This window comes from Selenomonas sp. FC4001 (genome assembly GCF_000701565.1).
GTDB classification, from domain to species: Bacteria; Bacillota; Negativicutes; order Selenomonadales; family Selenomonadaceae; genus Selenomonas_A; species Selenomonas_A ruminantium_B.
Window position 1 is genome coordinate 174,030 of record NZ_KL370793.1, and the last position, 15,888, is coordinate 189,917.

14 protein-coding genes and 1 tRNA gene are annotated in these 15,888 nt (G+C 51.8%); 4 read left to right on the forward strand and 11 right to left on the reverse strand.

The window, feature by feature from the left end; translation table 11 throughout:
• Nucleotides 1-115 precede the first annotated feature (115 nt).
• From recO to T320_RS10570, 9 genes are all read right to left on the reverse strand, one after another.
• Entirely contained in the window at nucleotides 116-844 is a 729-nt protein-coding gene (gene recO / locus T320_RS10530) for a DNA repair protein RecO (RefSeq protein WP_037355597.1), read from the reverse strand.
• The gene (locus T320_RS10535; protein ID WP_037355599.1) at nucleotides 844-1,455 is read right to left on the reverse strand and encodes a DUF502 domain-containing protein; all 612 of its coding nucleotides are present in this window, start codon (nucleotides 1,453-1,455) and stop codon (nucleotides 844-846) included. Before T320_RS10535 ends, recO begins: the two co-directional genes overlap by 1 nt.
• The gene (era, locus tag T320_RS10540; protein WP_037355601.1) at nucleotides 1,452-2,351 is read right to left on the reverse strand and encodes a GTPase Era; all 900 of its coding nucleotides are present in this window, start codon (nucleotides 2,349-2,351) and stop codon (nucleotides 1,452-1,454) included. The genes T320_RS10535 and era overlap by 4 nt, the downstream gene beginning before the upstream one ends.
• A 20-nt stretch (nucleotides 2,352-2,371) precedes the next feature.
• The gene (ybeY, locus tag T320_RS10545) at nucleotides 2,372-2,836 is read right to left on the reverse strand and encodes an rRNA maturation RNase YbeY (RefSeq protein ID WP_037355603.1); all 465 of its coding nucleotides are present in this window, start codon (nucleotides 2,834-2,836) and stop codon (nucleotides 2,372-2,374) included.
• Between the two features lies 1 nt (nucleotide 2,837).
• Entirely contained in the window at nucleotides 2,838-3,842 is a 1,005-nt protein-coding gene (locus tag T320_RS10550) for a PhoH family protein (RefSeq protein ID WP_026761044.1), read from the reverse strand.
• Between the two features lie 31 nt (nucleotides 3,843-3,873).
• Nucleotides 3,874-4,785: a DUF2156 domain-containing protein gene (locus tag T320_RS10555; RefSeq protein ID WP_037355605.1), complete on the reverse strand. Its 912-nt coding sequence runs from the start codon at nucleotides 4,783-4,785 to the stop codon at nucleotides 3,874-3,876.
• A gap of 68 nt (nucleotides 4,786-4,853) precedes the next feature.
• Nucleotides 4,854-5,237 carry a dihydroxyacetone kinase phosphoryl donor subunit DhaM gene (dhaM, locus tag T320_RS10560; RefSeq protein ID WP_026761046.1) on the reverse strand — a complete coding sequence of 128 codons (384 nt, stop codon included), beginning with the start codon at nucleotides 5,235-5,237 and terminating at the stop codon, nucleotides 4,854-4,856.
• Between the two features lie 80 nt (nucleotides 5,238-5,317).
• Entirely contained in the window at nucleotides 5,318-9,097 is a 3,780-nt protein-coding gene (locus T320_RS10565; RefSeq protein WP_037355607.1) for a phosphoribosylformylglycinamidine synthase, read from the reverse strand.
• A 103-nt stretch (nucleotides 9,098-9,200) separates the two neighbouring features.
• A complete protein-coding gene (locus T320_RS10570; protein ID WP_026761048.1) occupies nucleotides 9,201-9,677 on the reverse strand; it encodes a NanQ anomerase/TabA/YiaL family protein in 477 nt (158 codons plus the stop codon).
• A gap of 279 nt (nucleotides 9,678-9,956) precedes the next feature.
• Between T320_RS10570 and T320_RS10575 the strand changes: the two genes are divergently transcribed.
• The 4 genes from T320_RS10575 to trxA all read left to right on the forward strand — a co-directional run bounded on the left by T320_RS10575 (nucleotide 9,957) and on the right by trxA (nucleotide 12,232).
• Nucleotides 9,957-10,436: an Lrp/AsnC family transcriptional regulator gene (locus T320_RS10575; protein ID WP_037355609.1), complete on the forward strand. Its 480-nt coding sequence runs from the start codon at nucleotides 9,957-9,959 to the stop codon at nucleotides 10,434-10,436.
• Nucleotides 10,437-10,447: 11 nt separating this feature from the next.
• Complete coding sequence (locus T320_RS10580) at nucleotides 10,448-11,620, forward strand: aminotransferase class I/II-fold pyridoxal phosphate-dependent enzyme (protein WP_037356514.1); 1,173 nt, start codon at nucleotides 10,448-10,450, stop codon at nucleotides 11,618-11,620.
• Nucleotides 11,621-11,690: 70 nt separating this feature from the next.
• Nucleotides 11,691-11,767: transfer RNA gene (locus tag T320_RS10585), tRNA-Pro, on the forward strand.
• A gap of 156 nt (nucleotides 11,768-11,923) precedes the next feature.
• The gene (gene trxA, locus T320_RS10590; protein WP_037355611.1) at nucleotides 11,924-12,232 is read left to right on the forward strand and encodes a thioredoxin; all 309 of its coding nucleotides are present in this window, start codon (nucleotides 11,924-11,926) and stop codon (nucleotides 12,230-12,232) included.
• 44 nt (nucleotides 12,233-12,276) lie between these two features.
• Here the strand turns inward: trxA and T320_RS10595 are convergent, their stop codons facing one another.
• Nucleotides 12,277-15,078, reverse strand: a complete 2,802-nt coding sequence (locus T320_RS10595) for an ATP-binding protein (protein ID WP_037355613.1) — start codon at nucleotides 15,076-15,078, stop codon at nucleotides 12,277-12,279.
• Nucleotides 15,079-15,159: 81 nt separating this feature from the next.
• Nucleotides 15,160-15,846: a Crp/Fnr family transcriptional regulator gene (locus T320_RS10600; RefSeq protein ID WP_231465889.1), complete on the reverse strand. Its 687-nt coding sequence runs from the start codon at nucleotides 15,844-15,846 to the stop codon at nucleotides 15,160-15,162.
• Nucleotides 15,847-15,888 lie beyond the last annotated feature (42 nt).

Genomic DNA, 15,888 nt, shown 5'->3' on the forward strand with positions numbered 1-15,888 from the left:
CCATTTCTGTACACCAGCTCTCATATTCCTTTAATCAAAAAGTTCTTCTATAAATAACATTTAATTCCTGCTAACCCCAATAAAAAAAAATCCGAGCGCTTAATCACTCGGATTTTTATAATTGCTGAATAAAGGCCAGCGACTTCAGCGGCCTGCCCAAAAGACTCTGCAGATAAGTCAAAAACAAATGCTCGGCCTGCATCAAAAGGCTGCCTGTTATCTTTAGTTCCGCAGGCTTTTCCCAGTCATAGTCCCGAAGCGCCAGAATGAAGCGGCGCAAATCGTCAGGAAAAGGTTCAGCGCCCGGCTCCTGACATTCCGGACACAAAATGCCGCCGGCACTAAGGCTGAAAAAAGCATCATCATCCACCGTCTGTCCACAATGGACGCAATGCTCGAAATGCAGCTGCATCCCTGTGAACTCCAGCAGCTGAATCATGGCCATCAGGGCCGTGACTCTGGGATTGCGCACCTCAAAGGAATCGAGAACATACAGCAGCCGCCCAAACATCTGCGGTTCTGCCTGCCCCGGCGGCAGAAATTCCCGCAGGAACTCCGCCACAAAGCTGCCGTAGGCCATGACTTCCAAATCCTCGGTGAGCTTCTTGTAATGGCGCTTCAAGGTACACTGCCGCACAGTGTCCACCCGCTTGCCTTCGGAGAGCTGCACTTCAATGCTCGAAAACATCTGCATGCCTGCGGCCAAGGGGCTGCGGGGACGGCGGCAGCCAAAAGCCGCGGCCTCCACAAGGCCGCGGTCATAGGTAAAGAGGGTCACCATCTTATCCGCTTCGCCCCAGTTTTTAGAGCCGAGCACCACGGCGGCGGTCTGATAGCTGGCCATTACTTTTTCTCCTCAGCTTTCGGCATATCACTGATGCGCTTGGGCATAACGGCACCTGCCGTCAGCATGTACTGCAGGGCTGACTCGCTGCTGATGTCCAAATAAGTCACATCACTTTTCTTCACAAAGAGATTGGTGCCGGAGGTCATGTTAAGACTCCAGGGCACGAATACGCAGACGTAATCATCCCCGAGCTTGTCCTTCAAAGTCTGGGGCACATCTGCCATGATGAAGCCCAACGCCTGGGACTGATGGAAGGGCACGAGCACCACATGGTCAAACATATTGTTGGACTCAAATACCGCCGTGGACAGGTGCTTGACGCTGTTGTAGATGAACTTTATCACGGGAATCTTGCCCAGCAGGGTTTCCCCGATATAAATCAGACGGCGGGCCGCCCAATAACCAGAAGCCCAGCCCGTCAGATAGATGACCAATAACAGGGTAACAATTCCCATGCCCGGAAAATAGAACGGGAGGTGCTTGCCCAGCACCCCTTCCGTAAAGTTCAGCGTTTCCAGTACCACAAAGACCGTGATAGCCAAAGGCACGAGAATAATCAGGCCGTTGATGAAACGGCGGGAAATACGTTTCGAGCAGCTTTCCTTCATCGCTCGTCACCAAAGCCGAAGTTGCGCAGGATGCCATCCCTGTCACGCCAGTCCTTCTTGACCTTAACCCAGAGGTCGAGGAATACCTTGGAGCCTAAGAGATTCTGAATATCCGTGCGGGCCAGTGCACCGATTTCCTTGAGCATAGCCCCCTTGGCACCAATCACAATCCCCTTCTGGGAATCGCGTTCCACATAGATAGTAGCGCGGATATAAACATCATCATTGGGGCGGGTAGTCATCTCATCCACATCCACGGCAATGGCATGGGGAATTTCGTCGCGCGTGAGTTGCAGGGCCTTTTCGCGGATGAGTTCAGCTACAATCAGGCGTTCCGGCTGGTCGGTGACCATGTCCTCCGGATAATACTGCGGGCCTTCGGGCAGATACTTCTTGGCTTCCGTCAGCAGGCTGTCCAGATTCATTTCCTCTTTGGCGGAAATGGGCACCACACCGGCGAACTCATACTTGGAGGTATATTTCGAGATAATGGGCAGAGCCTGTTCCCGCTCAATCAAATCCAGTTTGTTAACCACAAGGATAACCGGACGTTTCGTGGCCTGCAGGCGCTCTAAGATATAATGTTCCCCCGGGCCCATCTTTTCCGTAGCATCCACCACGAAGAAGATGGCGTCCACTTCGCGCAGGGTGCCTTCGGCAGCCTTGACCATGTACTCGCCCAGTTTATGCTTGGGCTTATGGATGCCCGGCGTGTCGAGGAACACAATCTGGGCGTCCGGCTGGGTCAGGATGCACAAAATACGATTGCGGGTGGTCTGTGGTTTATCGCTCATGATGGCGATTTTCTGCCCAATCAGGGTGTTGATAAGCGTGGACTTGCCCACATTGGGACGGCCAATAACGGCGATAAAGCCGGATTTCATCTTCTGCTCCATATATGCCTCTTTCCTATTTCTCAATCTCTGCTAATACCTAATTTATCCATAACGAAGCGCTGTTCCGCTTCCATTTCTTCCCGTTCTTCATCTTCCATATGGTCATAGCCCAAAAGATGCAGCATGCCATGCACGGTCAAAAAGGCCACTTCACGGCGCACACTGTGGCCATAATCGGCAGCTTGTTCTTCCGCCCGCTCCAAGGAGATAATCAAATCCCCGAGCATATTGACGGTACTGCCGCCTACCACTTCCGGCTCCTCGCTTTCGTTGAAGGCAAAGGAAATCACGTCGGTGGGTCTGTCCACACCGCGATACTGCCGGTTAATCACATGGATATGCTCGTTGTCTGTGAGAGTCACGCTGACTTCGCTGTCCTCCACACCATAAAGTATCCCCACCGTCTCGATGGCGGTGCGGATATTGTCAATATATTCTTCCGGTACTTCCAACTCTTCCGGTTCGTTGCTGATGATGATTTCCATGTTACTTTTCCTGTTTCGCCTTTTCCTTCTCTTTTTCCGCCTTGCGCTTTTCTTCGTAGGCACCATAAGCCTCGACAATGCGGGTAACCACTTCGTGACGGATGACATCCAACGGTGCCAGCCGCACAATGCCAACGCCCTTGACGTGTTCGAGGACTTTGGCCGCTTCCCTAAGACCTGACGTTACGCCCCGCGGCAAGTCCACCTGACCTAAATCGCCGGTAACCACCATACGGGAACCAAAGCCCAGACGGGTCAAAAACATCTTCATCTGCTTGTCCGTAGTGTTCTGGGCCTCGTCGAGGATGATGAAGGCATCTTCCAACGTGCGGCCGCGCATATAAGCCAGCGGCGCAATCTCGATAAAGCCTTTGGCCATGAATTTCGTATAGGTGTCCTGACCTAAAATATCCTGCAGGGCATCATAGAGCGGGCGCAGATACGGGTCAACCTTATCCTGCAAATCGCCGGGCAAAAAGCCCAACCGTTCCCCGGCTTCCACGGCCGGACGCGTCAGGATAATCTTGCGCACTTCCCGGTTCCGCAGGGCCGCCACGGCCATAACCACCGCCAGATAGGTCTTGCCTGTACCGGCAGGGCCGATGCCGAAGGTGATAGAATTATGGCGGATGGTGTCAAGATACCGCCGCTGCCCCAAGGTTTTGGGGCGCACATGACGGCCCCGGGCCGTAACGAGAATCGTATCGCCAAAAAGCGTATGCAGGGCTTCCCCCTTGCCGCCCTTTACAAGGCCAATCCCATAGCGCACCTCGTGCATGGTGATAGTTGTCCCCTGACGATAGAGATAAAGAAGCTCCTCCATCACCTTGGCCGCCATCTCTACCTGCGCGCCTTCCCCCAGAATTTCCACCTGGGTTCCCCGGCTGATAAACTGACAGTCAAATTCACTGCGAAACACCTGTAAAAACTCATCGCCTTCACCCAAAAGAGCGAAGGCTTCATGATTGTCCTGAAAAATAATTTTTCGTTCTAATGCCTGCTGCAAAAAATCTGTTCACCTCTAGCGTATTAGCAAATCAATCTGCGATATACTTCGCATTGTACTTTTCAATCATCTTTTCCGGTTTGTAGGACTCCTTGGCCTTGCGCAGGCCTTCCTGCCCCATATCTTCTTCGCGGTTGATATAGGTCATGCCGCTCCATTCATGCTCAACAAAGCCCTGATTGATGGCCGGATATGCTCCCCGGATATTGGGGTCAGCCTTCTCCACATGTACCACCACGGAATCGCTGTTGAGCTGCTCACCGAAGGTAAAAGCAATGATTCGCCCGTCCAGACAGATTGCCCCGCCCTTCAGTTGGAAGTAATCCCAGTCAGCAAAGAGCTCCAAAATGGCATCCCGTTCCCAGGGAATGAACTCCGACTCCGGCATGGCCTCAATATGGGCTGCATACCATTTCTCCAGCTCGGCCTTGCAGTCCGGCAGGATTTCCGGCGTGATTTCCATATACTCTGCCTCCGGATAAAGTTTCCGAAAGGCATTCAGATGATTCTTCTTGGAATGCAGTTTGCGTCCGGACAGGGTAATGAGCTTTTCCGCCAGATACACGTAGTCAAAATTATCCCGGTCAGCCTCAATAGCAAACTGCCCCGGATACTGCTGCTGCAAAAAATCAGCGAAATGCTTCTCCACACCAGTAAAGGCCAGCGTCTTCTCCTGACTGGCAAAGTAAGCGCGGAAGGTATCCACCGCTTCCTGCCAACGCCCTTCCTCACAGACGGGCTGCAAGGCATAGAGCTGCCCTTCCCATTCACAGGTGAGATAGAGAATCTCCCCCTGTTCACAAACCTCTACATGATAGGGCTTGCGCCACATAAAGAGATTGGTGAAATTGAAATGGGAATTTTCATAGTAACCGCTGCGGTAATATCTATCCAATAAACTCTTGTCATCTTTGGTTAATTCTTTGAACTTAATAATATTCAGCCTCCTATTGAAAATGGCTTTCTATTACCCATTATAGATGACATGTCAATACTTGGCCGTGACCTGAGTCACGCTAACTTCTTCTGACCGCAGGTGGCTTCCGCTGCCGCTACGACTTCTTCCAGGTTGCCGCCGTTAGCTGCCACCACAGCTGCCTGCATGGTGCCTTCGAGCAGCGGGCAATCCGCCATGCGCACCGCATCATCTTTTAAGTTTTCCAGCACCAGTTCCGTAGTCATAATGGCGCTGCCCATATCCATAATCACCACAGCCCCATCCCGGCCGCAGACAAATTCCACTGCTTTGCTGATTTTCTCGTAGCTGGTGCCCATGATACCATCATCGAGGCCTCCGGCTGCAGCAATCTGCACGCCGCCCGCCATCATCTCAGCCATTTCCTTGACACCTTCGGCAAGTTTTACATTATGGGATACCACAACAATCCCTACCAAAACAGTAACCTCCCTCTTATAGGTAAATGCGGCCAGCTATAAATAGACCGACCGCACCCCTGTTATTTTATTTTTAACAATTACTGATAATAAGCTACCCCAGCCTCAAAGAGCTGCTGGTCTTTTTTACCCGGCACATTGCGGGCAATATCCTTGCCGATACGCTCGGAATGTCCCATCTTACCCAATACACGGCCATCGGGGCTCGTAATGCCCTCCACCGCACTGACGGAGCCGTTGGGATTATAGGGAATATACAAGGACGGATTCTCGTTTGCATCCACATACTGAGTGGCAATCTGACCACGCACCCGCATGCGGGCGAGAATTTCCTTATCGGCTACAAAGCGTCCCTCACCATGGGAAACCGCAATGGTATGTACATCCCCCACATTGACATTGTTGAACCACGGGGAAAGATTGGATACCACCTTGGTCTTGACCATGCAGGAAACATGCCGACCTATGTTATTATACGTCAAAGTTGGCGAACTGTCTACCAAATCACGAATTTCTCCGTATGGAACAAGTCCCAGTTTGATCAAAGCCTGGAAACCGTTGCAGATACCCAGCATCAAACCATCCCGCTTAAAGAGCAGTTTGTGGACTTCTTCCTTGATGCGCGGATTGCGGAACATGGCCGCAATGAACTTGCCGGAACCATCCGGTTCGTCACCGCCGCTGAAACCGCCCGGCAGCATGATGATGTTGGCCGCCTTGATGCCCTTGACGATGGCTTCCACCGATTCCTCAACGGCGCTTGGCGTAAGGTTGCGAATGACCAGCGTTTCCGCTTTGGCACCGGCCCGTTCCCAGGCCCGCGCCGAATCGTATTCGCAGTTTGTACCCGGGAATACAGGGATAAATACCTGCGGCTTAGCCAGCTTGGTATGCGAACGAATGGCCACACCCTCGGTGTAAGTCATATCCATGATTCTTTCCTTGGGATACTGCTTCACCTGCGTGGGGAAAATCTTTTCCAAAGGCTTGGTGTAGGCCGTCTCGATATCCGCCAGCATGATGACCGCATCATCACAGACCACGCTGGGGCCTGCAGTGGTTTCACCAATCAGTTGGCAGCCTGCCTCTGACAGGATTTTTTCCAACCGCTCGGAATCAGCCACTTCGAGCAGCAACGCACCGTAGTCCGGCGTAAAGAGTTCATTCCGCATCATTGGCTTAGTGAACTTGAAACCCACGCCATTGCCCAGCACCATCTTGGACACAGCGGCAGCTATACCGCCCACACCAATGCTCTGTGCCGCAAAGACGCGATGCTTTTCCATGAGGTCCGTAACCAGCGACCAGCGCTTCCGCATCTTGGGGAAGTCCGGCAAATCCTGCTCGTCCTTCGGTGCCGGCACGAGATAAACCTTGTTGCCGGGATACTTGAATTCCGGAGAAACCGCATCGCTGGCCTTCAGCGTCGTAACGGCAAAAGCTGCCAGCGTCGGCGGTACATGGATATCTTCAAAGGTGCCGGACATGGAATCCTTGCCGCCGATGGCAGGAATCTCCAGTTCATGCTGTGCCCAAAGTGCACCCAGGAGCGCAGCGAAGGGCTTGCCCCATTTTTCTTCGTCCTTGCCCAGGCTCTCGAAGTATTCCTGGAAGGTCAAGCGAATCTTATCCGCCCGGCCGCCCAAGGCCACCATCTTAGCAGCCGCTTCTACCACTGCATAGATGGCACCATGGAAGGGGCTCCATTCCGTCAGCGCCGGATTCAGGCCAAAAGTCATAGCCGTGGCCGTGTTGGTTTCTGCACCTTCTACGGGCAGTTTTGCCACCATGCCTTCAGCAGGGGTCAACTGACGCTTGCCACCAAAGGGCATCAGCACAGAATTGCCGCCAATGGTGGAGTCAAAGCGCTCAGCCAAGCCTTTCTGACTGCAGACATTCAAATCCTTGAGGTTGGTAAGCCAGCTCTGCTCCAGATTCTTTTTCTCCGCCTCAACGGCCGCCGGAATCGTTCTTAAATAGCGGTTCTTTTCGTCCGGGCTGGTGATTTTGGCCTTTACATGCTGACGCACACCGTTGGTATCCAAGAAGGAACGGTTCATCTGCACAATAGCATTGCCCCGCCATTTCATAATCAGTCGTGGTTCCTTGGTGATTTCCGCCACTTTCGTCGCTTCGAGGTTTTCTTCATCAGCCAACTGGGCGAATTTCCCCAAATGCTCGGGACGGATAACCACGGCCATGCGCTCCTGCGATTCGGAGATGGCCAGTTCCGTACCGTCAAGGCCCTTGTACTTTTTCTTCACCGCATCCAGATTGATGGTGAGGCCCGGTGCCAATTCGCCGATAGCCACGGCCACACCGCCCGCACCAAAGTCGTTGCAGCGCTTAATCATGCGGCTGACAACCGGATTGCGGAACAGGCGCTGAATCTTGCGCTCCGTGGGCGGATTGCCCTTCTGCACCTCGGCACCGCAGGAGGTCAGGGATTCTTCCGTATGTTCCTTCGAGGAACCGGTGGCACCGCCGCAGCCATCACGGCCGGTACGTCCACCGACCAGCACGACGATATCACCGGCAGCCGGCACTTCCCGTACCACGTTTTCCTTGGGGGCAGCAGCGATAACCGCACCGATTTCCATGCGCTTGGCCATGTAGCCTTCATGGTAAACTTCCCGCACTTGCCCCGTAGCCAGACCAATCTGATTGCCGTAGGAGCTGTAACCAGCAGCAGCGCCCAAGGTGATTTTCTTCTGGGGCAGCTTGCCCGGCAGGGTGTCTTTGAGCAGGCGGCGCGGGTCAGCAGCACCGGTGACGCGCATGGCCTGATAAACATAGGAACGGCCGGACAGCGGGTCGCGGATAGCACCGCCCAGACAGGTAGCAGCACCGCCGAACGGCTCGATTTCCGTAGGATGGTTGTGGGTTTCATTCTTGAACATCACCAACCAGTCTTCTTTTTTGCCGTCGATATCTGCTTCCACCACGATGGAGCAGGCATTGATTTCCTCGGATTTATCCAAATCTGCCAGCTTGCCGTCCTTGCGCAGGGCCTTCATGCCGATAACCGCAATATCCATCAACGTCACATCACGGTTTTCCCCAGCATAGAGTTCTTCCCTGTCCTGCAAGTATTTCGTATAAGCCTTGGCAATGCTCGGCGTATAATAGCCTTTAGCAATCTGCACTTCATCCACCGCCGTAGTAAAGGTGGTATGACGGCAGTGGTCGGACCAATATGTATCAATTACTCTAAGTTCTGTAATGGTAGGAGGACGCTTTTCCGTATCCCGGAAGTAAATCTGACAGAACGCCATATCCGCCAGACTCATAGCAAAGCCCTTGGACTGCCAAAAATCCTGCAAAGCTTCGGCATCCAGATTGTTGAAGTTTTCCAACACTTCAACATCAGCAGGCTCCTCGTATTCACTAATCAGGGATTCCGGCTTCTCAAGGCTGGCCTCACGGCTTTCCACCTTGTTGATGCAGTAATCCTTTATTTTGCCAAAGGTTTCTCTGTCCACATCACCGACAATGACGATAACCTTGGCCACCCGGATTTCCGGGCGTTCCTTCTGGGTAATCAGCTGCACGCACTGGGCTGCCGAGTCCGCCGTCTGGTCATACTGCCCCGGCAAAAATTCCACCGCAAAGACCCGGGAATTGGGGAACTTGGGCAATTTTTCCTCATAGACAACATCTACCGGCGGTTCGGAGAAAACGACATTTTTCACCGCAGCGTATTCCTCATCGCTAAGGCCTTCAATGTCATAACGCCGGATAATGCGGACGGCCTTCAGCTCGTCCAGGCGAAATGTCTCCTTGAGGTCATCGCACAGCTGCTGGGCAGGAATATCAAAATACCCCTGTCGTTTTTCTACGAAAATTCTTCTCACAGTCATGAATCTTCTTTTCCTCCAGACACTAAATAGAATAAATACATAAAGCTATATAGACAAACAGGCATAGAGACACCTACGCAAATAGGGTCTCTATGCCTGTATATCACAAACTGTCAATGGCGACTTTCACAACTACCTTGGTTACCTTGCCCGGCGCGTCCTCCACGACCGACGCCTGCGGACGGTGTACGTCCTCAGGATAAAGCACGGCAAAGCAGCCCGGCGAGAGCACAATGCTGCTATCGGGAACCAGGGCTTTATAGAAGGTTACATCCCGCTCCGCATCATAGGGAGCTTCTTCTTCCAAATCGGGGCTTAAGGGGCACCAGCCCATAAACTCCTCGCCTTCCGCTATAAACTGAATGTCCACGAATTTTCGATGGGTCTCCGGCTTACAATCTTTCTCCGGACGCGTCGTATAGCGCTGCACATTAGCAAAACACTTATCCCCTGCAATAGGATATTTGCCATCTGCCATCTGGGTGAAATCATGCTCACGCAAATAGTCAAGCGCCTTTTGGATAATCGCCGGATAATCTACATGATTTTCGTCCAATGTATCCATACTGCCGATAATCATTTCGTAACCCTCTCCTGTCGTACATTCTGTAAAAAACAACCGTTCATACACATTTTACCTAAAACTACTGTATTATGCAAGGAAACATCCTCACATTTCTAAAAAAAAGCTAGGGAACATTGCAACTCATTTGTTTGCCGAGGCTGGACAGAATGTAATTATCCCTTGTTCGCCATGCGGCAATATGATATAATTGTTGCGTGTGAAAATCTGGTAAGCAGTCCTCGTCCATTGCCGGACGAGGATTTTCCTGTATTTAGTGTGGAAAGGGGTTTATATATGCGAGAACTTTTGGAACTTTTGGAGCATGATGCGCGCCGTCCTGTAGGAGAGCTGGCAGCCATGCTCAAACGCAGCGAATACGAAGTCGAAAAAAACATCAAGAATTTGGAGAAGAACAAAATCATTCTCTCCTATAACACCCTGATTAACTGGGAAAAATTCGGTGACGACACCGTGACCGCCATTATCGAAATCAATTTGACACCCCAGCGGGAAGTCGGCTTTGACGCCATTGCCGAACGCATATACCGCTTCGACGAAGTACGCACGGTATATCTCATGAGCGGCAGCTTTGACCTCTTGGTTATCATCGAAGGCAAGTCCCTTAACGACGTAGCAAACTTCGTGGCCACCCGCCTAGCTACCATTGAGGGGGTTACGGCTACCCGCAGCCACTTCATGCTGAAACCCTACAAAAAAGACGGCGTCATCATCAATGATGAAGAACGCGACCGCAGATTGGTGGTGTCCCCCTGATGGCTGATAACATGAATTGGCAGCAGCGCCTTTCTCCGGGAGTAAACGCCATTGCGCCTTCGGGCATCCGCAAGTTCTTTGACATCGCCGCCCAGATGGATGACGTAATTTCTCTGGGCGTGGGCGAGCCGGACTTTGTAACACCCTGGTCCATCCGCGAAAGCTGTGTCTATGGTCTGGAACAGGGCTACACCTCCTACACTGCCAACCGGGGCATGCCGGAGTTGCGTCAGGAAATCGTCAATCTCTTCAAGCGCCGCTACGATGTCGACTACGACGCCAACACCGATGTGCTGGTGACGGTAGGCGTCAGCGAAGCACTCGATATTGCCATGCGTGCCGTGCTGGCTCCCGGTGATGAAGTGCTGATTCCTGAGCCCTGCTACGTTTCCTATCAGGCCTGCACCATTCTGGCCGGTGGTGTTCCCGTAGCAGTGCCTGCCAAAATCGAGAACGAATTCCGCATCACGCCGGAAGAACTCGAAGAACATGTCACCGACAAGACCAAGGTACTCTTGATTGGCTACCCCAACAACCCCACTGGGGCCATTATGACCCGCAAGGATTTGGAAGCCGTGGCCGACTTTGCCGAAAAGCATGACCTCATTGTCATCTCGGATGAAATCTACGGCGATTTGACCTATGGCGGCGAAGAGCATGTCTGCTTCTCCTCCCTGCCCCGCATGAAGGACCGCACCATTCTCTTAAACGGCTTCTCCAAGGCCTATGCCATGACGGGCTGGCGCATTGGTTACGCCCTGGGCAATCCCACGGTCATTGCCGCTATGACAAAAATCCATCAGTACACCATGCTCTGTGCTCCCATCACGGCTCAGGTCGCTGCCGTGGAAGCCCTGCGCCATGGCGAAAAGTACATGAAGAAGATGGTGGCTGAATACGACCGCCGCCGCCGTCTTATCTACGATGGACTGACCAAGATGGGTTTGGAATGCTTTGAGCCGAAAGGTGCGTTCTACATTTTCCCGTCCATCAAGTCCACCGGCTACACCTCCGACGAGTTTGCTGAAAAGCTCCTGACCACGGAACATGTGGCGCTCGTCCCCGGCAGCGCCTTCGGTGCCTGCGGTGAAGGTCATGTACGCTGCTCCTATGCCACGGCCATCGACAAGATTTCCGAGGCTCTGAGCCGCATCGAAAACTTCCTCAAGAACCATCGCAAGTGAGTTTAGAAAAATTTTCTTAAAAAAGTGTTGACAAGAATATATTAAATCCGTATAATATTTCTTGTGACTGCGGGATGTGGCACAGTTTGGTAGCGCGCTTCGTTCGGGACGAAGAGGCCGCAGGTTCGAATCCTGTCATCCCGACCATTGAGATTTTAAGCCAGTAACTTTTGTTGCTGGCTTTTTTGCTGTTTAATATTATAATCATCATTGTTCGTGAGTCGGTTACATAAAAATTGACCAGTCAACTGCTATAATAAAGACACGAAGAAAAACTTAGCACATGACTAGGAGGAATACAATATGGCAACGACGGTTATTACCAAAGATAATTTCCAGAGCGAAGTGCTGGATAATCCCGGCACGGTACTCATTGACTTCTGGGCTGACTGGTGCGGCCCCTGCCGGATGCTCTCCCCCATCATCGACGAGGTGGCTGCGGCCAATCCTGCCATCAAAGTGGGCAAGGTCAATGTGGATGCAGAGCAGGAACTGGCTGCCCAGTTCGGCATCATGAGCATCCCCACCCTGCTGGTCTTTAAGAACGGACAGAAAACCGGCGAATCCGTGGGTCTTATTCCCAAGGAGCAGGTAGAAAACTTAATCCGCTAAAAGAAACCTGAGACAAAGAAACTTCTCTGTCTCAGGTTTTTAATTTATTTTCCCAGCAGTTCTGCGATTTTTCCAATCATTTCTTCCACATCTACTGGCTTGCTGATATGACCGTTCATGCCAGCTTCCAGACATTGCTGAATGTCCTCGGCAAAAGCATCGGCGGACATGGCCAGTATAAATACCTCTTTGGCATCCTGACGAGATTGCTGACGAATTTCACGGGCAGCTGTCACCCCATCCATAACCGGCATGCGCAAATCCATCAGAATCAATTTATAATGATGGGCAGAACTCTTTTGGAACAGCTCCACTCCCTCCTGTCCATTGCGGGCCCAGTCAATACAGTTGGCTCCGTATTCTGCCAGCATAACATGGGCAAGCTCCCCATTGATTTCGTTATCCTCGCAGAGCAGGATAGGCACGTCATGGAGGAAATCGCGGGGAACATCCTGACGGGAAATCCTTTTTCCCCGCCCCATATCACTCGGAGCCAACTGTTCCACCTGCAAAGGCAAAGCAACAGTAAATTCCGTGCCCCGATTGAGCTGACTCTTTACCGCCAAAGTGCCTCCCATTAAGGTGACAAACTTATGTACCAATGCCAGCCCCAAGCCTGTGCCCTGAGTGTTGACAGTCTCCTGACGGACTTCCTGCGAGAATACCTCATACATATGCTGCTGAAATTCTTCACTCATGCCAATACCATCATCCTTGACAATTTCCGTCAGCTGCCATCCTTCCGGCTGTGCTTCTATCTTCATCTGCCACTGTACATGGCCCTTTTCCGGCGTATACTTTATCGCATTGCTGAGCAAATTCATGGCGATCTGCTGCAAACGCAGCCTATCGGTCAGCACCACGATATTCTCAGGAGCCTCCAGCTCGGCCTGAAAATCTATCTGACGTGCTTCGGCGTTCATAGTTATAGCTTCACGAATGGTTGCAAAAATCTCTTGGGGATAACTCCTGTCCTCCCGCAGAACCAGCTTGCCGCTTTCAATCTTGGACAAGTCTAGGATATCATTGACCAGTTCCAGCATCAGCTGTCCGGAGCGGTCAATGCTTTGCAGATAATGATGCACCTCTTCCAAATTCTGGGATTCCTTCGCCATCCTGGCATAGCCTAAGATGCCGTTAAGAGGCGTACGCATATCATGGCTCATGGATGACAGGAATGCACTTTCCGCCTTGCGGGCCTGCTCAGCCGCATCCAGTGCCGCCTGCTTGGCCGCCAGCTCTGCCTGCGCCTGTTGCCGCTGTGCCCGATAGATGGCTCTGGCCGTCACTCCCAACCCCAGCAAAACCAGCAGGAAAAAGGCCACCACCCAGCTCAAGGGCAGAGAACGCACTACATCCATTGTAGTAAGCGGCACATAAACATTGCGGTTGACGATATCCACACCTTCAGCGGCACTGGCCTGAGCCGCCTTGCTAAGCAGAGAATTCAACACCAGCTGTTCTGGCAGCAAAAGGCCGCTGTTTTCCGTCACCACTCCGTCAATGGCTGCAATCACGCAGGTATCGGAGCGGTTTTTATTCATAAGCCAGTTCATTTGGGCCACATTGCAGAAAATAGCATCCACCTGCTTGTTTTTCAAGGCCCTGTGACAGTCTTCCAAATTGCTAAATCCGGCAAAAGAAACCTCCGGGAATCCCTTGGCCAACTGCTGGCGGACATTTTCCGGCATCACGCCAATAACAGCTGCTCTTTTTATCTCCGTCACGCCCGGGCGACGGATAGAAAACATATTGAAAGTGAAAAAAGTCTTGGTCAGGGCCAAGCCATCCTCCTCGGCAGATATCACATCCTGGCTGCTGAGGCCAAAGACATCTACCGCACCATCATGCAAAGCGGCCAAAGCCTCCTCCCGATCGGAAAAGGGAACAAACTCCACCTGCCAATTCAGTTTCTGCACCAGCAGCCGGTAAAAATCAGGGCCAATACCTGCTGCTTTATCGGTGTTATCCAAGAAGGAAAAAGGCGGCAAATCCCGCATAAAAGCCACCTTCAATACAGGATGCTCCGCAATATAGGCTTTCTCCTCCTCGGTCAGGGACAATTCGTGCTGATTGGGCAGATAGAGATACTTCTGCACCAGTTTTTCCGCATAAAGAGGTTCTTCAAAGAGAATGCGGTTCATGGCCGTATCCACTTTAACCCGCAAATCGCCCTGATTTTTTGCAAAGATAGGGTAATAAGCATTGGTAGCAATACGAAAGATGGTCTTGTAATCCTCGGAAAACTTTGTTCCCCCAGCAATCAGACCGTCAATTTCGCCATGTTCCAAAGCCATTGTCAGCTGTTTGTCATTTTCATAGGCAGAAAAAATCGGTTCAATGCCATTGCCCCGAGCCCAGGTTTGCGCCCGCTTGTACATGACCGAATTGCCGATGACGCCCAGTCTTTTGCCGTTCAGTTCCTTGGCATTGCCATAGGTAAAGCGCTCATCCCCCTGCTTCACACGGATGCAGAGCATCCCCCGATAGAACCAGTTATCGGCAAACAAATATTTCTGCTCCCGTTCCGGTGTAGGTGATATGCCCATCGCCATCTGGATTTCATTATTATCCAGCCCCTTAAAGAGTCCGGTAAAATCCTTATAGGGATGGAATTTGACCTTGAACCCGGCATATTGAGAAATCTTATACATATACTCGGCATCAAAGCCCTGTTCATAGCCACTTTCTCTGGGCACAGCATAGCCAGGCTGTTCAACCACGCCTACATTCACCGTATCCAGTTCTGCCATTTCCACAGACTCGGACAGAGTCGGGCTAAGCCACAGTCCTGCGCCCATAAGCAATATGCCTGCCAACGAGACAGCCCCAAATCTTTTCAGCATAATACCGTTCCCTCATTCTCTGAAAAAATCAGTTTTCTCTATTGCTATTATATTCGCTATGCTTTTATATTTTCCTGTTAATCAAAGCCGACCTGCCAATTCCTGCAGAGCTTCCTTGTCAATAATACGGATGCAGCCCCGGGAGTTTTTTATCCAGCCCTCCTGGTTAAAATACTTCACCAGGCGGCTCACCACTTCCCTAGCGGTGCCCATATAGCGGGCAATCTGCTCATGGGTCAGATGGATTTCCTCCGTGCCGTTTTTGGCGCTTTCCTCCATCAAGAAAATGGCCAAACGGCGGTCAGCGGAGTAGAACAGCACCTGCTGCATCTTCCAGAGCATATCCGACAAACGGCTGGTGGCCATCTGATAGCCATAGCAGCGCACGTTGATGTTGCCATCGGACAGTTTGCGGAAGGTCGGCGACTTAATCAGCAGAGCCTCCGTATCCTCCTCTGCGTCTACATAGACATCAAAGGTCAAAGACTCCAGCACGCAGGGCGCCGACAGGATGCCCACGTCATTGGCAAAGAGCCGGTACAAGGTCACCTCCCGGCCATCCTCCGACATGGTATAAACCCGTAGCTGGCCTTTTTTCAGCAGATGCACTCCAATGCAGTCCAATGCCCCTTGATGAACATGAGTGCCCTTGGGATAGTGCACCATTTTCGAGCCCTCCATCAAGAGTTCCTTTTCGGATGTCGATAGCCGAGGCCAAAAATCAAAGTGCTGAATAAATAAATCCATCATGGATGATTCTGAAGCCAAGCTAATCCCCTCCCCTAATCGTAAAAAAAGCCCCCCAAAAGG